Annotated in this window: 21 protein-coding genes and 1 tRNA gene; 13 read left to right on the top strand and 9 right to left on the bottom strand. The window is 72.8% G+C overall.

The window, feature by feature from the left end:
- Positions 1–205: 205 nt before the first annotated feature.
- The 4 genes from ACFYPN_RS04830 to ligD all read right to left on the bottom strand — a co-directional run bounded on the left by ACFYPN_RS04830 (position 206) and on the right by ligD (position 4,735).
- Positions 206–706 carry an SH3 domain-containing protein gene (locus ACFYPN_RS04830; RefSeq protein WP_358764281.1) on the bottom strand — a complete coding sequence of 167 codons (501 nt, stop codon included), beginning with the start codon at positions 704–706 and terminating at the stop codon, positions 206–208.
- A 276-nt stretch (positions 707–982) separates the two neighbouring features.
- A complete protein-coding gene (locus ACFYPN_RS04835; protein ID WP_358764279.1) occupies positions 983–1,324 on the bottom strand; it encodes a zinc-ribbon domain-containing protein in 342 nt (113 codons plus the stop codon).
- A gap of 133 nt (positions 1,325–1,457) precedes the next feature.
- Positions 1,458–3,563, bottom strand: coding sequence for a PBS lyase (locus tag ACFYPN_RS04840; protein ID WP_389296958.1), 2,106 nt, complete (start codon positions 3,561–3,563; stop codon positions 1,458–1,460).
- Positions 3,564–3,817: 254 nt separating this feature from the next.
- Positions 3,818–4,735, bottom strand: coding sequence for a non-homologous end-joining DNA ligase (ligD, locus tag ACFYPN_RS04845; protein ID WP_389296709.1), 918 nt, complete (start codon positions 4,733–4,735; stop codon positions 3,818–3,820).
- Positions 4,736–4,862: 127 nt separating this feature from the next.
- On the opposite strand from ligD, the gene ACFYPN_RS04850 reads away from it, so the two are divergent.
- On the top strand, positions 4,863–6,131 hold the full coding sequence (locus ACFYPN_RS04850) for a Ku protein (RefSeq protein WP_389296960.1): 1,269 nt from the start codon (positions 4,863–4,865) through the stop codon (positions 6,129–6,131).
- A gap of 101 nt (positions 6,132–6,232) precedes the next feature.
- Here ACFYPN_RS04850 and ACFYPN_RS04855 read toward each other — a convergent pair whose 3' ends face one another.
- On the bottom strand, positions 6,233–7,924 hold the full coding sequence (locus tag ACFYPN_RS04855) for a hypothetical protein (RefSeq protein ID WP_389296962.1): 1,692 nt from the start codon (positions 7,922–7,924) through the stop codon (positions 6,233–6,235).
- 275 nt (positions 7,925–8,199) lie between these two features.
- The gene (locus ACFYPN_RS04860; RefSeq protein WP_389296710.1) at positions 8,200–9,201 is read right to left on the bottom strand and encodes a helix-turn-helix transcriptional regulator; all 1,002 of its coding nucleotides are present in this window, start codon (positions 9,199–9,201) and stop codon (positions 8,200–8,202) included.
- Positions 9,202–9,304: 103 nt separating this feature from the next.
- Between ACFYPN_RS04860 and ACFYPN_RS04865 the strand changes: the two genes are divergently transcribed.
- From ACFYPN_RS04865 to ACFYPN_RS04875, 3 genes are all read left to right on the top strand, one after another.
- Positions 9,305–9,703, top strand: coding sequence for a VOC family protein (locus ACFYPN_RS04865; RefSeq protein WP_389296712.1), 399 nt, complete (start codon positions 9,305–9,307; stop codon positions 9,701–9,703).
- A gap of 220 nt (positions 9,704–9,923) precedes the next feature.
- On the top strand, positions 9,924–11,243 hold the full coding sequence (gene glyA / locus ACFYPN_RS04870; protein WP_389296714.1) for a serine hydroxymethyltransferase: 1,320 nt from the start codon (positions 9,924–9,926) through the stop codon (positions 11,241–11,243).
- Between the two features lie 153 nt (positions 11,244–11,396).
- Positions 11,397–12,713, top strand: a complete 1,317-nt coding sequence (locus ACFYPN_RS04875) for a cytochrome P450 (RefSeq protein WP_389296716.1) — start codon at positions 11,397–11,399, stop codon at positions 12,711–12,713.
- An 89-nt stretch (positions 12,714–12,802) separates the two neighbouring features.
- Here ACFYPN_RS04875 and ACFYPN_RS04880 read toward each other — a convergent pair whose 3' ends face one another.
- Complete coding sequence (locus tag ACFYPN_RS04880) at positions 12,803–13,816, bottom strand: ScbA/BarX family gamma-butyrolactone biosynthesis protein (RefSeq protein WP_389296718.1); 1,014 nt, start codon at positions 13,814–13,816, stop codon at positions 12,803–12,805.
- Between the two features lie 256 nt (positions 13,817–14,072).
- On the opposite strand from ACFYPN_RS04880, the gene ACFYPN_RS04885 reads away from it, so the two are divergent.
- A complete protein-coding gene (locus tag ACFYPN_RS04885) occupies positions 14,073–14,780 on the top strand; it encodes a ScbR family autoregulator-binding transcription factor (protein ID WP_389296720.1) in 708 nt (235 codons plus the stop codon).
- A gap of 37 nt (positions 14,781–14,817) precedes the next feature.
- Here ACFYPN_RS04885 and ACFYPN_RS04890 read toward each other — a convergent pair whose 3' ends face one another.
- Positions 14,818–15,303, bottom strand: a complete 486-nt coding sequence (locus tag ACFYPN_RS04890; protein ID WP_389296722.1) for an MSMEG_6728 family protein — start codon at positions 15,301–15,303, stop codon at positions 14,818–14,820.
- Between the two features lie 95 nt (positions 15,304–15,398).
- Between ACFYPN_RS04890 and ACFYPN_RS04895 the strand changes: the two genes are divergently transcribed.
- Positions 15,399–15,764, top strand: a complete 366-nt coding sequence (locus ACFYPN_RS04895; protein WP_389296964.1) for a hypothetical protein — start codon at positions 15,399–15,401, stop codon at positions 15,762–15,764.
- Positions 15,765–16,004: 240 nt separating this feature from the next.
- The gene (locus ACFYPN_RS04900) at positions 16,005–16,283 is read left to right on the top strand and encodes a hypothetical protein (RefSeq protein ID WP_358760672.1); all 279 of its coding nucleotides are present in this window, start codon (positions 16,005–16,007) and stop codon (positions 16,281–16,283) included.
- A 115-nt stretch (positions 16,284–16,398) separates the two neighbouring features.
- Here ACFYPN_RS04900 and ACFYPN_RS04905 read toward each other — a convergent pair.
- Positions 16,399–16,470, bottom strand: a tRNA-Arg gene (locus ACFYPN_RS04905).
- Positions 16,471–16,592: 122 nt separating this feature from the next.
- On the opposite strand from ACFYPN_RS04905, the gene ACFYPN_RS04910 reads away from it, so the two are divergent.
- The 6 genes from ACFYPN_RS04910 (at position 16,593) to thrB (ending at position 23,623) form a co-directional block, all read left to right on the top strand.
- The gene (locus ACFYPN_RS04910) at positions 16,593–17,075 is read left to right on the top strand and encodes a response regulator (protein WP_358760673.1); all 483 of its coding nucleotides are present in this window, start codon (positions 16,593–16,595) and stop codon (positions 17,073–17,075) included.
- Between the two features lie 87 nt (positions 17,076–17,162).
- Positions 17,163–18,293, top strand: a complete 1,131-nt coding sequence (gene nrtL, locus ACFYPN_RS04915) for an ArgS-related anticodon-binding protein NrtL (RefSeq protein ID WP_389296724.1) — start codon at positions 17,163–17,165, stop codon at positions 18,291–18,293.
- Positions 18,294–18,323: 30 nt separating this feature from the next.
- On the top strand, positions 18,324–19,715 hold the full coding sequence (lysA, locus tag ACFYPN_RS04920; protein ID WP_358760675.1) for a diaminopimelate decarboxylase: 1,392 nt from the start codon (positions 18,324–18,326) through the stop codon (positions 19,713–19,715).
- 95 nt (positions 19,716–19,810) lie between these two features.
- Positions 19,811–21,166, top strand: coding sequence for a homoserine dehydrogenase (locus ACFYPN_RS04925; RefSeq protein ID WP_358760676.1), 1,356 nt, complete (start codon positions 19,811–19,813; stop codon positions 21,164–21,166).
- A gap of 6 nt (positions 21,167–21,172) precedes the next feature.
- Complete coding sequence (gene thrC / locus ACFYPN_RS04930) at positions 21,173–22,243, top strand: threonine synthase (protein WP_358760677.1); 1,071 nt, start codon at positions 21,173–21,175, stop codon at positions 22,241–22,243.
- Between the two features lie 462 nt (positions 22,244–22,705).
- On the top strand, positions 22,706–23,623 hold the full coding sequence (gene thrB / locus ACFYPN_RS04935; RefSeq protein WP_389296727.1) for a homoserine kinase: 918 nt from the start codon (positions 22,706–22,708) through the stop codon (positions 23,621–23,623).
- The last annotated feature ends 32 nt before the right edge of the window (positions 23,624–23,655 follow it).

Consider the following 23,655-nt stretch of genomic DNA (forward strand, 5'->3'; position numbering starts at 1 on the left):
CATAGTGCGGCGGTCGCGCGGATGTCCAGGCCCGTGCCGGCTCCCGGGGGGACGCGCCACCACCCGGGAGCTCGCGGGGCGAGCGGCCCGGGTGGTGGTGTCGGCCGTGGTGGGTCCCGAGGCGTCAAGAGCGGGGCTGAGGCGTCAGGGGTGGTGCGGAGGCATCAGGGGTGATGCCGGGGCGTCACTCTGCGGTGCCGAGGTGTCAGCACCACTCGGGGGCGGCGCCGATGTTCTCGATGTAGCGCGCCGAGCCCCACGCCCAGGTGCCGTCGGTCAGCAGGTACCAGCGGTCGTTGCCGTCCACGCTGTCGCCCCGGGTCTTGCAGAAGATGTCGACGACCGTGCCGTACGGCACCTCGCCCACGACGCGGCTGCTGCGGGTCGGGCGGTCGCGGAGCAGCAGGCTCGGCCGCGCGACGACCCGCCCCCGGTACGCGGCCCGGGCCGCGTCCGGCTCCGCCTGGGGCTCGGTGGCGGGCTTCCCGTGGGTGGCGGGCCCCACCTGGGGCTCCACGGACGGCCTTCCGTGGTCGGCCGGGTGCCCGTGGTCGGGCGCCGGGTCGGCGGCGGCGATGACGTGGTGGTGGGGGTGGTCCACGGGCTGCGGGAGGGGACCGGCGAAGGTGGGCGCGGCGGCCGTCAGTGCGGCGAGGACGCCGGCGGCGACTCCGAGACCGATGCGGCGGAGGGACGGAGAGGACATGCTGTCTCCAGAGAACGTGGGCGAGGTGCGGGCCGCGACCGGTGGGGCCGCTCCCCGCACGCTAGGTTCGCCACGTTCCGTGTGCCTAGGCTCGCTCTGGGTGGTGTACGCGGACGGGGGACGCCCGATGGGCCGTCCGGGTGTACCCGCCCGTCCGCCCGCTCCCGTCGGCCCTCGGGCTCGACGCACCCGCCGTCCGGTGCGCCGCAGGGCCGGTGACGGCGCCTCCGCCGGGGTTCCGCGCCGGACGCGCGGCGCCCCGGTGGCGTGCGCGCCTCAGCTGTTGTACGGGTTCTGGCCCTGGGCGTGACCCTGCTGCGGCGCCTGGGCGGGGTGGCCCGGCTGACCGGCCTGGCCGAAGGGGTTGGCGCCGTCCGGGCCCGCCGCGTGCTGGGCCAGCAGGGCTTCCGCCTGCTCCTTGGCTATCTTCTGCTCCCCGCCGCAGAAGGTGCACTGCGTCGCGTACTTGACGGAGATCGGGAAGAGCGGGACGAAGAACAGGGTGAACTTGGTGACCCGCTTGCGGAGGGTGTGTGCGGCGGGGTTTCCGCACCAGCCGCACACCATCGTCAGGACGGCCAGCTGATAGAGGTAGCCCCGCGTACCGAAAATGATCATTTCGTGCCTCTCCTTGTTGCCTTCTGTACGGGGCCGCCGCGGGCCCGACGGCCCCGCCTCCCCGCTCTGCGGCGTACCGGCCGATCCGGCACCCCTGATGGTCCGCCCGCTCCACAACCGGTGTGCGCCCGGCTCAGCCCCGGTCGTCTCCGTCGCGCAACGCCTGCCGGCACAGCGTCAGCAGGCTTTCGTCCGCGGCGATGTCGGTGGTGCCGAATCCGGCGTCCCGGGCGTTGTGACGGCGTACGGAGGACAGCTCCGCGCGCAGGGCGTGCGCCGCCCCGGACCCTGCCGCAGCCGCCCCCGTCCGCGCCAGAGTGTCCGCCACCCGGACGCGGACGTGCGCGTTCTCCGTCCACGCGGCCAGCAGGACCGGCCACGTTTCGGTGAACCGACCCGAAACCTCGCACAGTGCGAGCGCCGCGTCCACCCGTACCCAGAGATCGTCGTGGTGGAGCAGTGCCCGCAGCCGGGGACCGGCCGCAGCGGCCCGGGTGCCGAGCCGGCCCACCACACCCGCCGCCGCGCGTATGCCGAGGGGCTCCTCCGCCGTCAGCGCCTCGATCAGCACCGGCAGGACCGCGTCGACGTCGCCGGAGACCGAGTAGAGCGCGTCCGCCGCTTCGATCGCCCCGCGCGTCCGCGAACGGTGCATCAGCGCCTCCAGCTCCCCGACCGCGCCACGCGCCCCCGGCCCGAAGGCGCCGAGGGTCCGCAGCGCCGAGGAGCGCAGATACGGTGCGGAGGCCTCCGGCACGCCCCGTAGGATGCGCAGCACCTCGGGCATCGCCTCGTCCGCCCGCAACGAGGCGAGGGCGTCCATCAGCGGGGCCGCGCCGCCGTTCGCGGACGGCTCCAGAGGGACTTCCGCCAGTCTGTGGCGCACTGCCCCGGCCAGCGGCGACGCGGCCGGTCCGAGCGCGGCAACGGCGTGTCCGAGATCCCACGGCACACCGGGCCGCTCCAGAACGGAGCGCAGCACCGGCAGCGCCCGGGGGTCGCCGATGTTGGCCAGCGCCCGCAGCGCCGGGTCGAGGCTCGTCCGTCCGTCCTCCCACTGCCGGACCCAGGTCTCGGAGGTGACCGCCACCCGCGCCGCCAGCGTGTCCACGGCCGGTGCGGCCAGCAGGCGGATCTCCGCCAGCAGATGCGCGGCGGCGTCGCGGAGCCGGGGATCGGGCTCGGCGAGCTGTTCCCCCACCAGCCGGACCACCTCGTCGTACGGTCCCCGCCACACCCGGATCAGCCCGCCGCTCATCCGGACCGCGTCCAGCCGCTGACCGTCGTCCGGGCTGCACAACTGGTCGGCCAGGAGCGCCACCCGGTCCTCCACCCGGTCGCCGAGCGCCCCGTGCAGGGTGCGCAGCAGATCGGCCGCCCAGGGGGTGCTCCGCCCGGCCTCCTCCGCCGCCTGCATGGCGCGCAACTGGCCGATCAGCGTCGGCGACTGCGCGGCCTCCCGGGAGGCCGCCACCGCGGCGGCGCGGGTGGCCGTGCCGGACGGCGGGTGCGTGGCGCGCAGGGCGCGCAGCAGATCCGCGACTCTGGGCACGATGTCGACGGGCAGCGCGGCGGGCGCGCACCGCGCCAACTGTGCGAGCGCCGCGAGCCGGAGGCCCGGCGCGTACTCCTGCATCGCGAGCCGGCTCAGCCAGTGGGCCGCCGTGTCGGCCACCGTCTCGTGGCGCAGGGCAAGCCGCCCCGCCGCTTCCACCAGGGCGAGCCGGACCTCTTCGTCCGGCTCCACCGGCAGCCGCTTCCGCAGCAGGGCCAGGACGCGCGGCGGTTCGGCGTGGAGGGTGGCGAGCGCCAGTGGAGCCGTGAGCCGTACCCCGCGATCGGCGTCGGCGAGCAGCCCGACGAAGACTTCGGCACCGGCGCAGACGGCCGCGGCGGCCATGGCGTAGTTGGCGGCGCCCTCGATCTCGTCCTCGTCGAGCTCCTCTTCGTCGTCCTCGTCCAGTTCGATGCCGCCGATGCTCGTCAGCAGCTCGACGATGCTGCCGCGTTCCGCCACCGAAGGATCGGCGACCAGCTCGAAGAGGAACGGGATGCACGCGAGCGTGCAGGCGTACACGTCGCCCTGGTGGTGGACGGCGCCGTACATCCCGTCCAGCGCGCGTTCCCGTTGCACAGGGTCTGCGGAGGCCAGCCCCGTCAGCAGCGCCGGAACGTCGTCGGCCGGCCCGTAGGCATGCTCCATCGAGGCCCAGTCCACCTCGTCGATCCCCGCGAACACTCCGGCCATCCCCTCCGCGCCGACGACGCTCAACCGCTGCGACGGCACGTGACCGGAGTTGGTTCCCCGAACACCCGCGCCGCCCTCGCAGGGAGTCTGCCCCAGGTCCGCGGTGACCCGCCCGCGGGACGGGGCTTTCCCGCCGCGGTACCCCGAGGCAGTGGAAGACCTGTGGGACGGGTGGTCCCGGAGACGGCCCGTGGGGGCGGCCGGGAGGCGCCGGTGAGCGCGTGGCCGGCCGGGCGGGCACGCCGTCACGCGCCGGAGTGGCGTCCGCGTCGGGTGGCCGGCAGCGGACGGGCCCGGTTCGGGTTGATGAGTGGCCCGAGCAGATCTCCGTACCGCTCCAGCCGCGCGGCCATGTCGCCCGCGAGGAACACCAGCTCGTCCGGGGTACGGCACCCGTCGATCTCCTCCCAGGTGACGGGAGCGGAGACGGCCGGTTCGGGCCGGGCGCGGAGCGTGTAGGGGGTGGCGGTGGTCTTGGCGGCGGCGTTCTGGCTGAAATCGACGAACACCTTCCCCGGGCGCAGGTCCCGCCTCATCCGGTGGACGACCAGATCCGGCAGCGCCGCCTCCGCCTCGACCGCGAGCTTCTTCGCGTACGCCGTCACCTTGTCGGAGGGGGTCGGCTCCAGGGGGACGAGCAGGTGCAGGCCCTTGGAGCCGGAGGTCTTCCCGTACGCGAGCAGACCGTCCGCCGCCAGCCGCTCGCGCAGCCACCCGGCGACCGCGCAGCACTCGACCACGCTCGCCGGGGCACCCGGGTCCAGGTCGAAGACCATCCGGTCGGCGACCGCCGGGGTGTCCGCCTGCCACTGCGGGGTGTGGAACTCGACCATGAGGTTGGCCGCCCACATCAGCGAGGCCAGGTCCTGGACCATGACCTGGGCCGCCTCCCGCTCCTCCCGGTGCGGGACGCGCGCCGTACGCACCCAGGCGGGCGTACCGGGCGGCGGGTTCTTGGAGAAGAAGTGCTGGCCCTCCGCGCCGTCCGGATACCGCAGGAAGGAGACCGGCCGGTTGTACAGATGGGCGAGCAGGGCACCCGCGACCGTGGCGGCGTAGTAGTGGAGCACCTCGCCCTTGGTCGTACCGGTGGCCGGGTACACCACCTTGTCCAGGTTGCTGAGGGCCAGCCGCCGCCCCTCCACCTCCGTGATCGGCGTCATACGATAAGAATCACACGAATCGCCTGAAATGTGCTCAATGGTCCGCGGTCCGCACCGTCCCGCCGGAAGCGCGGGTGGCACCGGAGCACCGAAGCACGGTCCTCGGAAGGAGTGGCGAGTGAGTTCCATGAGGTCCATCTGGAACGGCGCGATCTCGTTCGGGCTGGTCAGCATCCCGGTGAAACTGATCAACGCCACCGAGAACCACTCCGTCTCCTTCCGCCAGGTCCACCTCACCGACGGAGGCCGCATCCGCTACCGCAAGGTCTGCGAGGTCGACGAGGAGGAGGTGACCTCCGCCGAGACCGGCAAGGCGTACGAGGACGCGGACGGCACCCTCGTGCCGATCACCGACGAGGACCTCGCCTCGCTCCCGCTCCCCACGAACAAGACGATCGAGATCCTCGGCTTCGTGCCGGCCTCCCGGATCGACCCGCTCCAGATGGAAACCGCCTACTACCTCTCGGCGAACGGGGGCCCGGCGGCGAAGCCGTACACCCTGCTGCGCGAGGCGCTGAAGCGCAGCGAGAAGGTGGCGGTCGCCAAGTTCGCGCTGCGCGGGCGCGAACGGCTCGGGATGCTGCGGGTGGCCGAGGACGTGATCGTGATGCACGGGCTCCTCTGGCCGGACGAACTCAGGTCGCCCGAGGACGTCGTACCGGAGACTGGAACCACAGTGCGCGACGCCGAACTCGACCTGGCCGACGCCCTGATGGACACCCTCGGCGGGGTGGACCTGGACACGCTCCACGACGACTACCGCGAGGCGGTGGAGGAGCTGGTCGCCGCGAAGGCCGCCGGGGAACCGCTGGAACCCGCCCGGGAAGCGGACACGGGGGGCAAGGTCATCGACCTGGTCGCCGCGCTGGAGAGGAGCGTCCGCGCGGCGAAGGAGGCGCGGGGAGACGGCGGGGACGGGGACGGCGGGGACGGGGACGCCGGTGGTGCGGACGCCGGCAAGGAGGCCGATGTCCACCACATCGGGCGGTCCGCGCGCCGCACGCCGACCGGCAAGACGGTCTCCCGCTCGGCAGGCCAGGACTCCGGGAAGCCGCGGCCCAAGGGGAGCGGTGCGAAGAAGTCCACCAGCAGGGCGGAGCCGGAGGGCGGCCGGGCCGGAAGCGGGAGCGCGGCCGCGACGAAGACGACTGCGAAGAAGACGCCCGCGAAGAAGACGCCCGCGAAGAAGGCGACTGCGAAGAAGACGCCCGCGAAGAAGGCGACTGTGGGAAAGACGGCCGCCGAGAAGGCCGCCAAACCAGCGGCGAAGAAGGCCACCGCGCAGAAGACAGCGACCAAGTCCGCGACCAAGTCCGCGAACACGTCCCCGACGAAGAAGACGGCGACGGCGGGAAAGAGCGCCTCGGGCGGGCGGCCCTCACGCTCGTCCGCCTGAATCCGCCTGAGTCCGCCTGCCCGCCTGAGCGCGCAGCAACGGCCCCGATGGGGTGGCCCGCCCTGCCGCACCTTCGTACGGCGGGGCGGGGCCGTGGTGCGTCAGGCGATGTCCTCCGGGTCGATCGAGGGGAGGTCCAGCGAGGGCAAGTCGAGGCCGTACGGGTCGTCCTGCTCGACGACGTAGGTGCACGAGGTGTAGGTGTACCCGGGCTCGATCTTCGAACCGTCCGAGTAGCTGTCCACGGTCGAACTGGCCCCGGTCCCGTGCTTGTACAGGAAGTGGTAGTTGCCGGCGGGCAGCCGCAGCCGGGCCTTCGGGTAGCTCTTCCCGCTCGCCTTGCACGCCTGCCGGGACCCGGCGGTCGCGCTGCTGTACCGCTCGCAGTTCCCGCAGGCCTTCAGAGTGACGGTTCCGGTGACCGGGCCGGTGTAGAGCACCTCGACCCCGTTGGGGGCGTCGTTGCTGATGACCAGCTCCATCGTGGCCCCGCCCGGCCGCTTCGCCGGAGGCAGGTGGTCCCCGGCGGCGGGGCGGTCCTCGGCGATCTCGGAGGCTATCGAGATGTTCCGCGCCTGCCCACGCCGCTTGTCGTTCTTGTACGTGTCGGCGAACCCGGTCAGCGTGGAGCGTGCCTCGCTGAACTTCTTCTCCCGGAACTGGTCGACCCCGCAGGCGTACACCCCGTCCTGGACGCCCCGGTCCGCACGCGCTGCCGCGGCCTCGATGTCGTCCCCGGTCAGCGCGCCGACGGTCCCGCTCATGTTGCGCAGGGTCTCCGTCACCGTGCACGGTTCCTCACCGGCCAGCTTCCCGGTCTCCTCGGCGATCCGGGCGTCGACGGCCGGAGCCATCTTCCGCGCGGCGGCCGAGTCCGGGAACGTCCTCTGCAGCTCGCCCAGCTCGGCGCCGCCCGACGCGAGGTCCGCGCGGTACGTGCCCAGCTCCGAGATTCCGCACGCGTAGAGCGACTCGGCGAGCGGCTCGTCGGGCCAGTGCGCGAGGCTGCCCAGCAGCGCGGCGCCGGCGTCCTCCGGCAGGGTGCGCAGATAGCGCAGCGGCTCCAGCGCCACGCAGAACTCCTTCTTGGCGTACGGGGCGGAGACCGCCTCGTAGTAGGACTTCAGCCGGTCCGGCACCTGCTTGCCCGCGCGAGAGTCCGAGTGCTTCTCGCCGAGGTCGCGGTAGACGGCGAACGCCTTCGCGTACCCCGCCTTCGCCGTGGTGAAGGACTGTCCGGACGCCGTGGCGACCGCCTGGTCGGCGGTCTTCAGCCGGTCGAGCAGCACCTTCTGGACGGCCTCGTCGCGCGCGGAGCCGTAGAGCGCCACGCCGCCCACCGGGACGGCCAGCAGCACCAGTCCGAGCACGGCGGCCACCACCGGACGCCAGGAGCCGGCGACCGCCGTGCGCCGCGCGATCCTGGCCGCGTCGGCGGCGGCCACCACGAGCACCACGACGTACCCGACGAGGAGCCCGCCGGAGACCCCGTCGGGCTCGGCGGGCAGGACCGTGAACAGCAGCAGCCCGGTCGCCGCGAGGCAGAGGACGGCGCGGAGCGGACGGCGGACGAGGAGATGGCCGAGCCCGAGACCGCTGAGATTGAGCAGCCCCGCCGCGGCGGCGCGCAGCCCGGCACCCGGCGGCGGCGGGCCGACGGGAGCGGCGGGCGGCGGCTGCGCGGCGAACGGCGGCAGAGGAGGCTCGGGGGGAGGCGGGGGCGGCGGCACGACCGGCGGCCCCGGCGGGCGCGGCGGCAGCGGTGCGTCCACGGGCCCGCCCGGCCCGGCCATGACGCCCGGGCCGGAGCCCGAGGCGGCCGTCCAGCCGGGACCCGGTCCTGACTCCGGCCCAGGTCTCGGTCCCGGCGCCGATCCCGGCTCCTGGGTGCCGTCGTGCGGGTGCGCGCGTCCCTCGTCCGACTCCATACGGTCCCCCCACCGTCGAGCCATTTCTCAGTCACCCCCTCTCTTCCCTCATCCCACCTCATCCACGCATGAACCGGACGGTTCCTCATGGCCGGATGCCATCCGTCCCCTGCGGGAGGCGCGCAGGGCCGGATGCCCCGTCACTCGCGAGGTGGATGTCGCCGGGCGGAGCGCGTGAGCCGTTCGGCGAGAGCTTCGACGAGGGGGCGGAGCTCCTCCGGGCGTTCGATGACGAAGGGCCGGTCCAGCGAGGCGAGTACGGCAGGCAGCCAGTCGAGCCGGTCCACCCGCAGCTCGACGCGGAACCAGCGCTCGGCCGACGGATCCGAGCCGTCCGGCGACGTCAGTTCCTCCACGATCGCCACCCCGGCAGGGAGCCGGGTGCGGATGTGCGCGGCCGTGCCCTGAATCCGCAGGGTCACCTCGTGCCGGTACGGGGCCGTGGCGAGCCCTGTCAGAACGCGCTCGGCCGGGTCGGGCGCGGCGGGTGGTTCGAACGAGCCGGGCAGCGTCCTCACCCCGGTGATGCGATCCAACCGGAACGTCCGGTCCTGGCCGGACGCGAGATCCACGGCCGTCATGTACCACCGGCCCGAGTGGGCGACGAGCCCGTGCGGGTGCAGGGTCCGTTCGCTGCGCCGGCCGTCGGCGGCGGTGTACCGGATCGAGACCGGCCGGTGATGGTTCACCGCGTCGGCGATCGGGAGCAGAACCCCGGATTCCGGGGCGACCGTCTCGCCGGGCGGGGCCGTGAAGGCGAGGGATCCGAGCACGGCGTCGAGGGTGAGGCGCAGCCGCTCGGGCAGCACGCGCCGGATCTTGGCCGCCGCTGTCTCGCCCGCCGTTCCGGTGGCCGTGGTCAGGCCTGCTCGTCGGCCCGCGAGCAGACCGAGCAGCACGGCGAGCGCTTCGTCGTCGCTCAGCATGAGCGGAGGCATGCGGTAGCCGGGGGCGAGCCGGTAGCCGCCGTGGCGGCCGCGTACCGACTCGACCGGCACGTCGAGGTCGAGGAGGTGGCCGGCGTAGCGCCGCACGGTGCGTTCGTCGACGCCGAGCCGGTCGGCGAGTTCGGGCACGGTACGGATGCCGCCCGACTGGAGGAGTTCGAGCAGCGCGAGCACGCGGGCGACGGGGCGAGGCATGCCCAGAAGTTTCCCGCACATACCGGGCGGATACCGCCCGGTATTTTCTCTAGCGTGGGGTCAGAAGCACCGACCCGCACCGACCCCGCCAGGAGAGATCCCAGTGAACTTCGTCTCCGTCCGCATCATCACGGGCGACGTCGCCCGCCTCGTCGCCTTCTACGAGCGTGTCACCGGCGCGTCCGCCACCTGGTTCACCGAGGACTTCGCCGAACTCAGGACCGCCTCGACCACCCTCGCGATCGGCAGCACCCGTACCGTCGCCCTGTTCGCGCCGGGCTCCGCCCGGCCGGCCGACAACCACAGCGTCATCCTCGAGTTCCTCGTCGACGACGTGGACAGCGTGCACAAGAGCCTGACCGGCTTCGTGGAGGACTTCGTCAACGGGCCCACCACGATGCCCTGGGGGAATCGCTCGCTCATCTTCCGCGACCCCGACGGCAACCTCGTCAACTTCTTCACCCCGGTCACCCCGGCCGCCGTCGAGAAGTTCGCTCGCTGAGGGGCCCGCCCGCGCGGCGCCCGGCTTTTTCCCGGGCGCGCAGCGGGCCGAGCGGGTAACGTCCTGGGTGCCGCGACTGGCGTGCGCCCCCAGGGGCGTTGCGTGGAACCGACCACGAGGGAGCGGCGCGCTCCGGCCTGCCGGAGGACCACCGCCGGAGGGCCGTCCGCCTGGGCATCCGGGTCCATGCCGCTCGACGCGGCCGACCCGGGAGAGTCTCATGACCGCCCCCGCACACGCCCCTGCACCCGGTTCCGCCTGCGCTGCCGCAGCGCTCGGCGCCACCCGCCCCGCGCTCGCCGCCGCCGATCCCGTACTCGCCGGGCTGATCGAGGCGGAGGAGCGGCTCCAGGCCGACACCCTGCGGCTGATCCCCAGCGAGAACTACGTCTCGGCCGCCGTACTGGAGGCTTCCGGCACCGTTCTCCAGAACAAGTACTCCGAGGGTTATCCCGGACGCCGCTACTACGAGGGCCAGCAGGTCATCGACCAGGTCGAGACCCTGGCCGTGGAGCGCGCCAAGGCCGTCTTCTCCATGGAGCACGCCAATGTGCAGCCGTACTCGGGTTCCCCCGCCAACCTAGCCGTCTACCTGGCGTTCTGCGCACCCGGCGACACCGTGCTCGGCATGGGCCTGCCGATGGGCGGCCACCTCACCCACGGCTGGGGGGTCTCCGCCACGGGCACCTGGTTCCGCGGGGTGCGGTACGGCGTCCGCCGCGACACCGGGCGGGTCGACCTGGACGAGGTGCGCGACCTGGCCCTCGCCGAACGCCCGAAGGTGATCTTCTGCGGCGGTACGGCCGTGCCCCGCACCATCGACTTCGCGGGCTTCGCCGACATCGCCCGCGAGACCGGTGCCGTGCTGGTCGCCGACATCGCCCACATCGCCGGACTGATCGCCGGTGGTGCGCACCCCTCGCCGGCCCGGTACGCCGACGTCGTCTCCACCACCACGCACAAGACGCTGCGCGGACCGCGCGGTGCGATGCTGCTGAGCACGGCCGAGCACGCGCGCGCCCTCGACCGGGCGGTCTTCCCGGGGCTCCAGGGCGGTCCGCACAACCAGACCACCGCCGCGATCGCGGTCGCGCTCGGCGAGGCCGCTCGCCCCGACTTCTCCGACTACGCCCACCAAGTGGTCGCCAACGCCCGGCTCCTCGGCGAGGAACTGGCCGGGCGGGGCTTCGACCTGATCTCCGGCGGCACCGACAACCACCTCCTCCTGATCGACCTCACCGGCAAGGACGTGCCGGGCAAGGTCGCGGCCAAGGCCCTGGACCGGGCGGGCATCGTGGTGAACCACAACTCCGTGCCGTACGACACCCGCAAGCCCTTCGACCCGTCCGGCATCCGCATCGGCACCCCCGCCCTCACCACGCGCTCCATCCCCGCCTCCGCCATGGCGGACGTGGCGGCCTGGATCGACACCGTGGTCGACGCGGCCCGCACCGGCGACGAGACCGTCGTCGCCCGGGTCCGGTCCGAGGTCAAGGAGTTGATGGACGCCCACCCGGCACCGGGCCTGCCGCTCGCCTGACCATCGAGCGCGGAGGCGGTACGGGTTCCCGGGCGCCCCGTACCGCCTCCGTGGCACCTGCCGGAAAAATCGGTTCGCCCCTCCGCTTGCCGAAGAACCGTCTCTGCGGCCAATGTCCAGACAGGCACGAGCCGTCCAGGAAAGAGACACACCATGCACACGAACCACGGCGACGTCATCGTCGCCCCCCGCACCCCCTCCGAGCACGCCGCCGGCCCCGCCGCGCGCTGTCCGTTCCGGCTCGACCCCGCCGGTACGGACATCCAGGGCGAGGCCGCCCGCATCCGGGCCGCTGGATCGGCCACCCGGATCGAACTGCCGGAAGGCGTCCCCGCCTGGGCCGTCGCCGATCCGGCCGTCATCACCCGGCTGCTCACCTCCCCGGCCGTCTCCAAGGACGCCGCCCAGCACTGGCCCGCCTGGATCGACGGCGAGGTCGGGCCCGACTGGTCACTGGCCCTGTGGGTCTCCATACGCAGCATGTTCACGGCGTACGGCCCCGCCCACACCCGCCTGCGCAAGCTCGTCTCCGGTGCCTTCACCGCCCACCGCACCAAGGCCCTGGCCCCCGTCGTCTCCCGGATCGCGGAGGAACTGCTCGACGAGATCGAGGCGTTGCCCGAGGGCGAGCCGGTGGACCTGCGCGCCCGGTACGCCGGACCGCTGCCCGCCCGAGTCATCTGCGAGCTCTTCGGCGTGCCGCTGGCCAGCCGTGACCGGCTCTGCACCCTGTTCGACGCCCTGTTCAGCACGGCGACCCCGGCCGAGGAGGTACGCGCCCACGCCGGGGAACTCTACGGAATCCTCCACGAACTCGTCGCGATCAAGCGCGAGACCCCCGGCGACGACCTCACCAGCGCCCTGATCGCCATCCAGCGCGAGGGACTCGCCTCCGGCGCACCGGACCCCCTGGAGGACCAGGAACTCCTCGACACCCTCGTCCACTTCCTGTCGGCCGGGTACGAGACCACCATCAACCTCATCGACCACGCCGCGCACGCGCTGCTCACCCACCCCGGCCAGCTGGAACTGATCCGCACCGGCAAGGCCGCATGGGCCGACGCGATCGAGGAGACCCTGCGCTGGGAGCCGGCCGCCGCGAACCTCATGCTCCGCTACGCCGTCGAGGACATCGACCTCGGCGACGTGGTCGTCCCGAAGGGCGACGCCCTCGTGATGGCCGTCGCCGGGGCCGGCCGGGACGAGGGCCTGCACGGACCGGGCGCCGACCGGTTCGACCTCACCCGGTCGACCCGCCGCGACCATCTGGCCTTCGGACACGGCGTCCACCACTGCATCGGGGCGCCCCTCGCCCGGATGGAGGGCGTCACGGCCCTCTCCGCGCTCTTCGCCCGGTTCCCCGAACTGACCCTCGCCGTACCGTCGTCGTCCCTGCGCCCCGTCAGGTCCTTCATCTCCAACGGCCACCAGGAGCTCCCCGTCCTGCGGCACGGCCCCACGGCCGCGTAAGGGCCCTCCCGCGGGCCGGGAGGCCCGTGGCGGACGGGGCCCCGCGCGGCCCGTCCGCCACCGGCCCCGGAGAGCGGCTCACGCCTCCCTCACCCCCGTACGGCGACGGACGAGGCCACCCCCTCCACCACGCTCCGGAACGCGACCTTCCCGCGCTGCGTCCCCGTCACCTCCACAGCGATCCTGTCCCCGGCCTTTCCGCCCCGGGGCGGAAAGGCCGGGGGAATCTCGCGTGCGCCGATCCAGCACGGCACGTCGAACTCGACGTACCGGGAGGTGACCATGTCGGTGGAGAGCGGGCACCACGAACGGGTGCCCCTGCCCGCGACCGCGGCGTACGCCGCCTGTTGGCTCGCCTCCATGATCACGAGCCCCGGCACATGGTCGACCGGGTGGTCCATCAACGCCGGGTTCCCCGTGTCGGCGACCAGCACCCAGTGGTTCGGGTGGTCCGAGGCGCCGAGCACCACTTCGTCCGCCGCGCTCCGCCCGACCAGCGTCCTGCCGACGGGCGAGGGCATGACCCCGGGCCGAGCGGAGAGGAACGGACCGCGAAGTCGCCGGTAGACCCGGTCCGAGACCCAGGAGAATCCCGACTCGCTCGTGACGAAGACGGCCCCGTGCTGCTCCAGCGTGATCGCTATGTGGATGCCGCTGCGCCCCGTCCAGGTGCAGACCGCCTCGGCGCGGACCGGCGACCGGTCGGTCCGGCGACGGGGATCGGCGGAGTAGGACATGCCGCTCATCAGGAACTGGTGTGCTGAACTGATCTTGAACTCGGTGTGTGCGAGGCTGAGCCCGATCTGTCGCAGTGTCTGCGCGATCAGCATGTGGTGGTGCACACTGCCGAGTGCGGGTCCGAAGAAGACGTGACGGCCGGCCCAGTCGATGTCGAGCGTGTACGTGTCCTCCGTGAGTCGGTGATAGTCGCGGATCAGCACGTCGTCCGGCTGGACGCGGTGGGCGTCCGCCGGGCGGATCGCGGGCGCGTGGCCAGGTGCGTCGCCGGGTACGCCCGTCGCGGGCGCCCGGACCGGGCTGGTCGTGTCCGCCCCGATTGCCGGGACGGGCGGGGTGTGGTGGACCTTCACGATGTTGTGCATGTGCTCCCCCCAGGGATGAAATGCGCACGTGTGCGGTGGTGTTCGAGCGCGAATGCGGAGCAGGTCGCCAGGTCCTCGAAGAAGTGGACCCCGAGGGTCGACGAGGGCGGGGAGCGCGGCCGGGCACACGGTCGTCGGCGCCGTCTCAACGGGAGGCCGCCGCGAGCAGTGCCATAGAATACGGACCAGCCGGTTTCTTGAGGGGAACGTGCCGGAGACACTGAGCCCCGTCAGGCGCATCGTCAGGAGATCTCGAATGGCACGGCAGGAGCGCGCGATCAGGACGCGCAACGCAGTACTGACAGCCGCCGCAGCGGTCTTCGCGGAGCGCGGCTACGAGGCCGCGACGATCCAGGAGATCCTGGAACGGGCGGCGGTGACGAAGGGCGCGCTCTACTTCCACTTCCCCTCCAAGGAAGACTTGGCACGAGGCGTTCTGGACCACGCGGTGACCGAACCTCCGCCCGAACAACCGCTGAAGCTGCAGTCCTTCGTGGACATGGGGCTGATCCTCGCGCACCGACTGCCGAGAGAGCCACTGTTGAGGGGTGCCGCGCGCATCGCCGCCGACCAGAGCAACCAGCGCTTCTTCGGCAAGCCGTGGCACGACTGGACGCAGCTGACGAGTCAACAGATCGTCGCAGCTCAGGGACAGGGTGAGGTGTTGCCGCACGTCGACCCCGAGCGGACCGCCCAGACGATGGTCGGCTCCTTCACCGGAATCCAGCTGATGTCCCAAGCCGCCACCGAGATGGCCGACTTCGAGGAGCGCATCTCCCTCCTCTACGACCTCGTGCTGCCCAGCATCGCGGTACCCGGTGTCCTCGGCCGGCTCGACACCCGGCCCGAGCGCGGCGCCCGCGCCTTCGCGGAGGCCCGCGCCCGTGCCGAGGACCAGGAGCTCGAGGATTCCGGACAGCCGGGCACCTTCGGCGCCGGCCGGCCGGCGGCCCGTACGGCCTGACCCGGACGCCACCCGGCGGCCGCCACCCGCCGCAGGTTCACCTTCCGCTCTCCGCGCCGCGGTCGGAGGGCGGCCAGACGTACGGGAGATCGTCGGGCACCCCCGGGAAGAGCGGCCGGTAGTGGTCGGGGTCCTTGCGGACGAGTGCGGAGCGGTGGCTCAGGTGGAACCCCTCGTCACCGAGCCAGGGGGGCAGCTCACCCGCCTCCGCGAGACCCTCACCGTCCCGTACCCGTACCCGGGCGCGCCCCCGGAACGCGGCGAGGTCCACCAGCAACGTCGCCGCGCAGGTGTCCGCCCGGCCCGTCTCCGTCCACGCCTCGCAGACGTCGAGCCCGTACCGCACCAGCGCCTCCTCGTACCCGGCCCACATCCGGACGGCGGGATGGTGGCGCCAGCCGTAACCGGGCACGGTGAGCCCGCGCAACACCTGGATCACCTCCACCCGCTGCTTCCCGAGCCGGCGGGCGTCGAGGACACGGGCACTGCGGTGGAAATCCGGGTAGGGCAGAAACGTCTGCATGAAGAGCGTCTACCGCACCCGGAGCTCCGGGGACCCGTCACCGGGGCGTTTCATCCGACTGCGGGGCGACGGGGGCCCTGACCTGGCGACCTGACATCGGCGTCACCCTGACCGCCCAGCCGCACGTGGGCATCCTGGTGCCCCACCTCTCCTGCACCGTCACCGCGAAGAACAACGGCCCGGGAAGCGTCACGTCGGCCACCCTGCCCGGTGGGAAGGCCGCCACGAACCTCTCGGCCGGCTGCACGTCCAGCCCGGGAACGGTGACCTGCACCTACGCCTCCCTGGCCAACGGCGCCTCGGCCACGTCCACGTTCCGCCTGCCCATCGGCATCCTGAACATCGGCCACGTCGCGGTCACCGCCACCCGCACCGCCTCCGCACCCACCGACCCGAACCCGGCCAACGACTCCGCGACAGCGCAATGCACCGTCATCTCCATCATCCTCGCCACCTGCTGAAGACCCGGCTCCTCCCCACCCCCTGAGACACGCGTGACGGGCCGCCGCCGGGCAACCCGACCGGGCGGCGACCCTCGCCGTTCCAGCCTTCCGGACCAGTGCCGGAAGTGGAGCGGGCGACCTGCTTTTCGGCGCGGTCCCCCGTCGGCTCCACAGGATTCGCCCGGGGCGGCCCGGGTACCCGAAGTGGCGGGGCGTCCACGCTCCGGCAACCATGGGCACGTAGAACGGAGAACTCAGATGACCGACCGCAGGCCGGAAGGCCCCGCGTACACCGGCGCCAAGGGAAGCCCGCCGCCGATACCCGCCGACATGCCCGACCAGCAGGTGCAGGAGGGCGAGGACGCCCTGGACGTACCCGCGCCGCCCTGGGTGGAGCGAGCCGACGACGGCGCTGACGGTGTTGACGCCGGCGGCCCCGACGAGGCCGACCCGGACGAGGCAGGCGCGGGCACGCACGCCGCCCGCAACGCCGGCGTACACCCGGAGCACCCCACCCCGGACGAGTCGACGGACTGACGCTCCCGCGCGGCGCCCCGGCCTCTCTCGGCCGTCCGGCCGCCGCAGCCGGGGCCCGGACGTACGAGAAAGGGCCCGACCAGCATTTCTGCTGGTCAGACCCTCTGTCCGGAAGTGCCCCCGGCAGGATTCGAACCTGCGCACCCGGCTCCGGAGGCCGATGCTCTATCCCCTGAGCTACGGGGGCGTATCGCGGTGTTGCTCTGCGACGGGTGAAACACTACCAGCTCCCCAGGGGTGTCCGTGAACGGGTATTTCCGCGGCACTGGGCGATTCGCGTACGCGGAGAGGCGGCCCCCGGGGGCGGAAGTGGGCAAAACCCGGACGCGGCCCCGGGGGCGCACCTACTCTCGAAACGTGTCAGGGGCGTACGGCCGCGTGCTTGTTGTGGACGACAACAAGGTCATCCGGCATCTGATCAGGGTCAACCTGGAGCTTGAGGGCTTCGAGGTCGTGACCGCGGCCGACGGTGTCGAGTGCCTGGACGTCGTGCACCGCGTGCGGCCCGATGTGATCACCCTCGACGTCGTGATGCCCCGGCTCGACGGCCCCCGGACCGCCGCACGGCTGCGTGCGGACCCCCGTACCAGCGCCATTCCGCTCGCGATCATCAGCGCCTGCTCCCCGTACGAGGCGGACCAGGGCGTCGCCGCCGGGGTGGAGGCGTTCCTCGCGAAGCCGTTCGAGCCCAGTGAGCTGGTGCGTCTGGTGCGCCGCCTCGCGCTGCCCCGGGAGCCCGCCGCCGCGGACGGCGGCCTCGGCGCCGGACGGGCCGGCAGCGCCGCCCGCTGAGGCCCCGCCGCCCGCTCGGCACCGGCGGATGCCCGCATGGCGAAACGCGGTCGCGGAGGGCCCCCCTTCCTCCCCTAGGCTGGTCCCGTGACCCCCGCCGACCTCTCCATGACCGTGCTGCACGCCGTGCGCCGTGCGGTCGACGAGGACGCCCTGCGTGTGGCGGTGCCCCCGCGCGTACGGGTGGAGCGGACGCGGCCCGGCGGCAGCGGGGAGTACGCCTGCGCCGTCGCGCTCCAGCTGGCCGGTCCGGCTGAGCTGCCCGCGCGCGAGGTGGCCCGCATCCTGAAGGAGCGCATCGCTGCCGAGCCCGGCATCGGACGGGTCGACATCACCGGGCCCGGCTTCCTCTGCCTCACGCTCGACGCCGGTGCCGACGGGGCCGCACGGGTCGCCCTCGTACGAGAGGTGGCGGCGCGCGGGAACGAGTACGGCCACGGGACGGCGCTGCGCGGTGAGGCGCCCCTGCTGACGCACGCGGCCGAGGTCCGCGCCGCCGTCACCGCCGACGCCGTGGCCGCGCTGCTCCGGTCGCAGGGTGCCGCCCCCCGCACCGCCCCGACCGGACCCGTCGACCCGGCCTGGAGCGGCCTCGGGGTCGCCGCCACCGGTACGGCCTCCGGTCCGGCGACGGCCGGGACGGACGGCAGGGACGGCACGGCCGAAACGATCCGGCCGGTGCCCGCCGGTGCTGCGGCCGCCGACCTGCTCGTACGTCTAGGGTCCGACGCCGCCCGCTGGGGGCTGCTGCGGGCTGCGAACCACGACCGGGCGGCGCTCGGTGACGGTCTCCTCGTCCAGAGCGCCGGCAACCCGCTCTTCCTGGTCCGCTACGCCCGCGCCCGCGCCCACGCCGTCACCCGGTCCGCCCGCGCGCTCGGCGTCCACGAGGCGCCCGGACCGAACGGTGAGCCCGCCGCGTACGACAACGCCGCGTACGGCGAGCCCGCCGCCCTCGCGTTGGCCGCGCTCCTCGCGGACCACCCGGCGGTCCTCCTCGCCGCCGCCCGGCACCGCGCCCCCGACCGGCTCGCCCGTCATCTCGAAGCCGTCGCGCACGCCTTCTTCGACTTCCACGACGCCTGCCCTCCGCTCCCCGCCGGCGACGAGAAACCCTCGGCCGCCCACCGCTCCCGGCCGGCCCTCGCCGAAGCCACCGGGACGGTGCTGGCCGGCGGCCTGTCCCTGCTCGGTATCAGTGCACCGAAACACCTGTGAAAGACCCGAGAGACCCGAGAGAGCCGAACGATGAGCCGATCCGCCCACCCCGCCGGACCCCGTCACGCCGATGTCGTCCCCGAGGGGCACTACGCCGCCCCGCCCGCCGACCTGAACGTCCTCGACGAGAAGGTCTGGTCGCGCACCGTCACCCGTGACGCGGACGGCGCCCTCACCGTCGGCGGCATCGAAGTCGCGCGGCTCGCCGAGGAGTTCGGCACCCCCGCGTACTTCCTCGACGAGGCCGACTTCCGGGCCCGCTGCCGCGCCTGGGCCGATGCCTTCGGCACCGAAGCCGACGTCTACTACGCGGGCAAGGCGTTCCTCTCCCGCGCGATCGTGCGCTGGCTCCGCGAGGAGGGGCTCAACCTCGACGTCTGCTCCGGCGGCGAGCTGACCACCGCGCTGGACGCCGGGATGCCCGCCGAGCGCATCGCCTTCCACGGCAACAACAAGACGGACGACGAGATCGAGCGGGCCGTGTCGGTCGGTGTCGGCCGGATCGTCCTCGACTCCTTCCAGGAGATCGTCCGCGTCTCGCACGTCGCCCAGCGCCTCGGCAAGCGCCAGCGGGTGCAGATCCGGGTCACCGTCGGTGTGGAGGCACACACCCACGAGTTCATCGCCACCGCCCACGAGGACCAGAAGTTCGGCATCGCGCTGGCCGGCGGTCTGGCGGCCGAGGCGGTGCGCCGCGCCCTCACCCTGGACGGCCTGGAACTCACCGGCATCCACTCCCACATCGGTTCGCAGATCTTCGACATGGCCGGCTTCGAGGTCTCCGCCCGCCGTGTGGTCCAGCTCCTCGCCGAGGTCCGCGACGAGCACGGCGTCGAGCTCGCCGAGATCGACCTCGGTGGCGGTCTGGGCATCGCCTACACCTCCGACGACGACCCGCGCGAGCCGCACGAGATCGCCAAGGCGCTCGGCGACATCGTGACCCGCGAGTGCGAGGCCTCGGGTCTCGCCACTCCCCGTATCTCCGTCGAGCCGGGCCGCGCCATCGTCGGCCCCACCGCCTTCACCCTCTACGAGGTCGGCACGATCAAGCCGCTCGAAGGGCTCCGCACCTACGTCAGCGTCGACGGCGGGATGTCCGACAACATCCGCACCGCGCTCTACGACGCCGAGTACAGCGTCGCGCTCGTCTCGCGCAGCTCCGACGCCGAACCGATGCTGGTCCGGGTCGTCGGCAAGCACTGCGAGAGCGGTGACATCGTGGTGAAGGACGCGTTCCTGCCGGCCGACCTGGCGCCCGGCGACCTGATCGCCGTACCGGCCACCGGTGCGTACTGCCGGTCGATGGCGAGCAACTACAACCACGCACTCCGCCCGCCCGTCGTCGCCGTGCGCGACGGGGAGGCGCGCGTCATCGTCCGACGCGAGACGGAGGAAGATCTCCTGCGTCTCGATGTCGGCTGATGAAATAGATGTCTCAGAATCCGGACGGGTGACAGAATCGCCCGTCCGGTGAGTGAGACTGTTCCACACATCAAACGCAGGAGAAACGAGGTCGGATGATGCGTACGCGTCCGCTGAAGGTGGCGCTGCTGGGCTGCGGTGTGGTCGGCTCAGAGGTGGCGCGCATCATGACGACGCATGCCGACGACCTCGCCGCGCGCATCGGTGCGCCGGTGGAGCTCGTCGGCGTCGCCGTCCGCCGGCCCTCGAAGGTGCGCGAGGGGATCGACCCCGCGCTCATCACCACCGACGCCGCGGCCCTGGTCAAACGCGGTGACATCGACGTCGTCATCGAGGTCATCGGCGGTATCGAGCCGGCCCGCACCCTCATCACCGCCGCCTTCGAGCACGGCGCGAGCGTCGTCTCCGCCAACAAGGCCCTCCTCGCCGAGGACGGCTCGGCCCTGCACGCCGCCGCCGGCGAGCACGGCCGCGACCTCTACTACGAGGCCGCCGTCGCCGGGGCCATCCCGCTGGTGCGTCCGCTGCGCGAGTCCCTCGCCGGCGACAAGGTCAACCGGGTGCTCGGCATCGTCAACGGCACGACCAACTTCATCCTCGACAAGATGGACACCAGCGGCGCCGGCTACTCCGAGGCACTCGACGAGGCCACCGCCCTCGGCTACGCCGAAGCGGACCCGACCGCCGACGTGGAGGGCTTCGACGCCGCCGCGAAGGCCGCGATCCTCGCCGGTATCGCCTTCCACACCCGGGTGAAGATCGGCGAGGTGCACCGCGAGGGCATCACCGAGGTCACCGCCGCCGACATCGCCTCCGCCCGCCGCATGGGCTGTACCGTCAAGCTCCTCGCCATCTGCGAGCGGGCGGCGGACGGGCAGTCGGTCACCGCGCGCGTCCACCCCGCGATGATCCCCCTCAGCCACCCGCTGGCCTCCGTCCGCGAGGCGTACAACGCCGTCTTCGTCGAGGCCGAGGCGGCCGGGCAGCTGATGTTCTACGGCCCCGGCGCCGGCGGTTCACCGACCGCCTCGGCGGTCCTCGGCGACCTCGTCGCCGTCTGCCGGAACAAGCTCAACGGGGCCACCGGCCCCGGTGAGTCGGCCTACACGCGCCTTCCCGTCAGCCCGATGGGCGAGGTCGTGACGCGCTACCACATCAGCCTCGACGTCGCCGACAAACCGGGCGTTCTCGCCCAGGTTGCCACGGTCTTCGCCGAACAGGGTGTGTCGATCGATACCGTCCGTCAGCAAGGCCGGAATTCAGGCAGCGGTGACGATGTCGCCATCGAGCAGGGTGGCGCCGGGCGACGGGCGGGCGGTGGCGGCGAGGCTTCCCTCGTCGTCGTCACCCACCGTGCGCCCGACGCCGCCCTCTCGGCGACCGTCGAAGCGCTGCGCAAGCTCGACACCGTGCGCGGTGTCGCCAGCATCATGCGTGTTGAAGGGGAGTAAGGACCCATGACCAGCAAGGGCACCCACCAGTGGCGCGGCATCATCGAGGAGTACCGGGACCGTCTTCCGGTGACGAGCACGACGCCGATCGTCTCCCTCCGTGAGGGTGGCACGCCGCTCGTTCCGGCGCAGGTTCTCTCCGAGCGCACGGGCTGCGAGGTGCACCTCAAGGTCGAGGGCGCCAACCCGACCGGTTCGTTCAAGGACCGCGGCATGACCATGGCCATCACCCGGGCCAAGGAGGAGGGCGCGCAGGCCGTCATCTGCGCCTCCACCGGCAACACCTCCGCCTCCGCCGCGGCGTACGCGGTGCGCGCCGGGATGGTCTGCGCCGTCCTCGTACCGCGGGGCAAGATCGCACTCGGCAAGATGGGCCAGGCACTCGTGCACGGCGCCAAGATCCTCCAGGTCGACGGCAACTTCGACGACTGCCTGACGCTGGCCCGCTCGCTCTCGGACAACTACCCGGTGGCGCTGGTCAATTCGGTCAACCCGGTCCGTATCGAGGGCCAGAAGACCGCGGCGTTCGAGATCGTCGACGCGCTCGGCGACGCCCCGGACATCCATGTCCTGCCGGTCGGCAACGCGGGCAACATCACGGCCTACTGGAAGGGCTACTCCGAGTACGCCGGTGACGGCCTGGCCACCCACCGGCCGCGCATGTGGGGCTTCCAGGCCTCCGGTTCCGCGCCCATCGTGCGCGGCGAGATCGTGAAGGACCCGGCGACGATCGCCACCGCGATCCGGATCGGCAACCCGGCGTCCTGGAACTTCGCACTGGCCGCCCGGGACGAGTCCGGCGGCTTCATCGACGAGGTGACGGACCGTCAGATCCTGTCCGCCTATCGTCTGTTGGCGGCACAGGAGGGTGTCTTCGTGGAGCCCGCCTCGGCCGCTTCCGTGGCCGGCCTGCTCAAGGCCGCCGAAGAGGGCAAGGTCGACCCCGGTCAGCGGATCGTCTGCACCGTGACCGGCAACGGCCTCAAGGACCCCGACTGGGCCGTCGCGGGCGCGCCGCAGCCCGTCACCGTCCCGGTCGACGCCGCCACCGCCGCGGAGAAGCTCGGCCTCGCCTGAGCGAGTCCCAGGGCCGTGTCTGACACCGCCCGCCCGGCGGGAATGGTCAGAAACGGCCCAGCCCGTCCGGACCAGAGGGAACGGGTCGGGGCCGACGCACCCACACCGCACCGCTCGCGGGAGGAACATCCGCGGGCGGTGCGGTGCACATGGGGCGCGAGCGGCTCAACCACCCTTTCCCGGGCGGAGAGCGCAGGGGACCGCGCGCGACACGCATCGTGCGCCTCCCATGCGCCCTATGTCGCCACAGAACCTTCCTTCGATAAGCTGTACGTGACCGGCAGCGCCGTCAGGACCTGTATGGGCCCTGTCCTGGTCGCCGTGGGGTGGCCCCGGGGTCCACCATCGGAGCGCCGCCGTCCGGAAGCCGTGTCCCGGCCGACCGGAATCCCGTGTCACCACCCCGCCGCCGCAGAGCCACCCGCACGCACCGCATCCCCGCCCCAAGGAGTCCACCAGCCGATGGCCGGTCCCGCGTTCCGAGCCGCCGCCGTCAGGGTGCGCGTCCCCGCCACCAGCGCCAATCTGGGGCCGGGCTTCGACGCCCTCGGCCTCTCGCTGGGCCTCTACGACGACGTGGTCGTCCGGGTCGCCGACTCCGGTCTGCACATCGACATCGCCGGTGAGGGCGCCGACAACCTGCCCCGCGACGAGTCGCACCTGCTCGTACGCTCCCTGCGCACCGCCTTCGACCTGCTCGGCGGACAGCCGCGAGGGCTGGAGATCGTCTGCGCCAACCGCATCCCGCACGGCCGCGGCCTCGGCTCCTCCTCCGCCGCCATCTGCGCCGGCATCGTCGCCGCCCGCGCCGTGACGACCGGCGGTGAAGCCCGTCTGGACGACGCCGCGCTGCTGGAGCTGGCCACCGAGATCGAGGGCCACCCGGACAACGTCGCGGCCTGCCTCCTCGGCGGATTCACCCTGGCCTGGATGGACGGCGGAGCCGCCCGCGCGATCCGGATGGACCCGGCCGCCGCGGTCGTGCCGGTGGTCTTCGTACCGGGCAGGCCGGTGCTCACCGAGACCGCCCGCGGACTGCTGCCGCGCCAGGTCCCGCACGTCGACGCCGCCGCCAACGCCGGCCGCGCCGCGTTGCTCGTCGAGGCGCTCACCCGCCGCCCCGAGCTGCTGCTGGCCGCCACCGAGGACCGGCTCCACCAGGACTACCGGGGACCGGCGATGCCCGAGAGCCTCGAACTGGTCCACCGGCTGCGCGCCGACGGCGTTCCGGCCGTCATCTCCGGTGCCGGGCCCACGGTCCTGGCTCTCACCGAGGAGGGCGCCGCCGACAAGGTCGCCCGGCTCGCCGGTGAGGGATGGGCCGCCAACCGGCTCGCGCTCGACGGTCCCGGCGCCTGCGTGCTGCCGCTCGCACCGTAACCAGAGGGATTGCCGGTGACAGAGAGGGGGAA

It is taken from the genome of Streptomyces sp. NPDC005576, from assembly GCF_042871745.1.
Classification (GTDB): Bacteria; Actinomycetota; Actinomycetes; order Streptomycetales; family Streptomycetaceae; genus Streptomyces.

Coding starts and splice junctions, on each gene's coding strand:
- ligD (WP_389296709.1), bottom strand. CDS start 4,735: ATGACGCCGATCACGGAGGTGGAGGGGCGGCGGCTGGCCCTCAGCAAC.
- ACFYPN_RS04885 (WP_389296720.1), top strand. CDS start 14,073: ATGGCACGGCAGGAGCGCGCGATCAGGACGCGCAACGCAGTACTGACA.
- ACFYPN_RS04890 (WP_389296722.1), bottom strand. CDS start 15,303: ATGCAGACGTTTCTGCCCTACCCGGATTTCCACCGCAGTGCCCGTGTC.
- ACFYPN_RS04925 (WP_358760676.1), top strand. CDS start 19,811: ATGATGCGTACGCGTCCGCTGAAGGTGGCGCTGCTGGGCTGCGGTGTG.
- ACFYPN_RS04835 (WP_358764279.1), bottom strand. CDS start 1,324: ATGATCATTTTCGGTACGCGGGGCTACCTCTATCAGCTGGCCGTCCTG.
- ACFYPN_RS04830 (WP_358764281.1), bottom strand. CDS start 706: ATGTCCTCTCCGTCCCTCCGCCGCATCGGTCTCGGAGTCGCCGCCGGC.
- ACFYPN_RS04850 (WP_389296960.1), top strand. CDS start 4,863: ATGAGGTCCATCTGGAACGGCGCGATCTCGTTCGGGCTGGTCAGCATC.
- ACFYPN_RS04880 (WP_389296718.1), bottom strand. CDS start 13,816: ATGCACAACATCGTGAAGGTCCACCACACCCCGCCCGTCCCGGCAATC.
- thrC (WP_358760677.1), top strand. CDS start 21,173: ATGACCAGCAAGGGCACCCACCAGTGGCGCGGCATCATCGAGGAGTAC.
- ACFYPN_RS04875 (WP_389296716.1), top strand. CDS start 11,397: ATGCACACGAACCACGGCGACGTCATCGTCGCCCCCCGCACCCCCTCC.
- ACFYPN_RS04860 (WP_389296710.1), bottom strand. CDS start 9,201: ATGCCTCGCCCCGTCGCCCGCGTGCTCGCGCTGCTCGAACTCCTCCAG.
- ACFYPN_RS04855 (WP_389296962.1), bottom strand. CDS start 7,924: ATGGCCGGGCCGGGCGGGCCCGTGGACGCACCGCTGCCGCCGCGCCCG.
- thrB (WP_389296727.1), top strand. CDS start 22,706: ATGGCCGGTCCCGCGTTCCGAGCCGCCGCCGTCAGGGTGCGCGTCCCC.
- lysA (WP_358760675.1), top strand. CDS start 18,324: ATGAGCCGATCCGCCCACCCCGCCGGACCCCGTCACGCCGATGTCGTC.
- ACFYPN_RS04900 (WP_358760672.1), top strand. CDS start 16,005: ATGACCGACCGCAGGCCGGAAGGCCCCGCGTACACCGGCGCCAAGGGA.
- glyA (WP_389296714.1), top strand. CDS start 9,924: ATGACCGCCCCCGCACACGCCCCTGCACCCGGTTCCGCCTGCGCTGCC.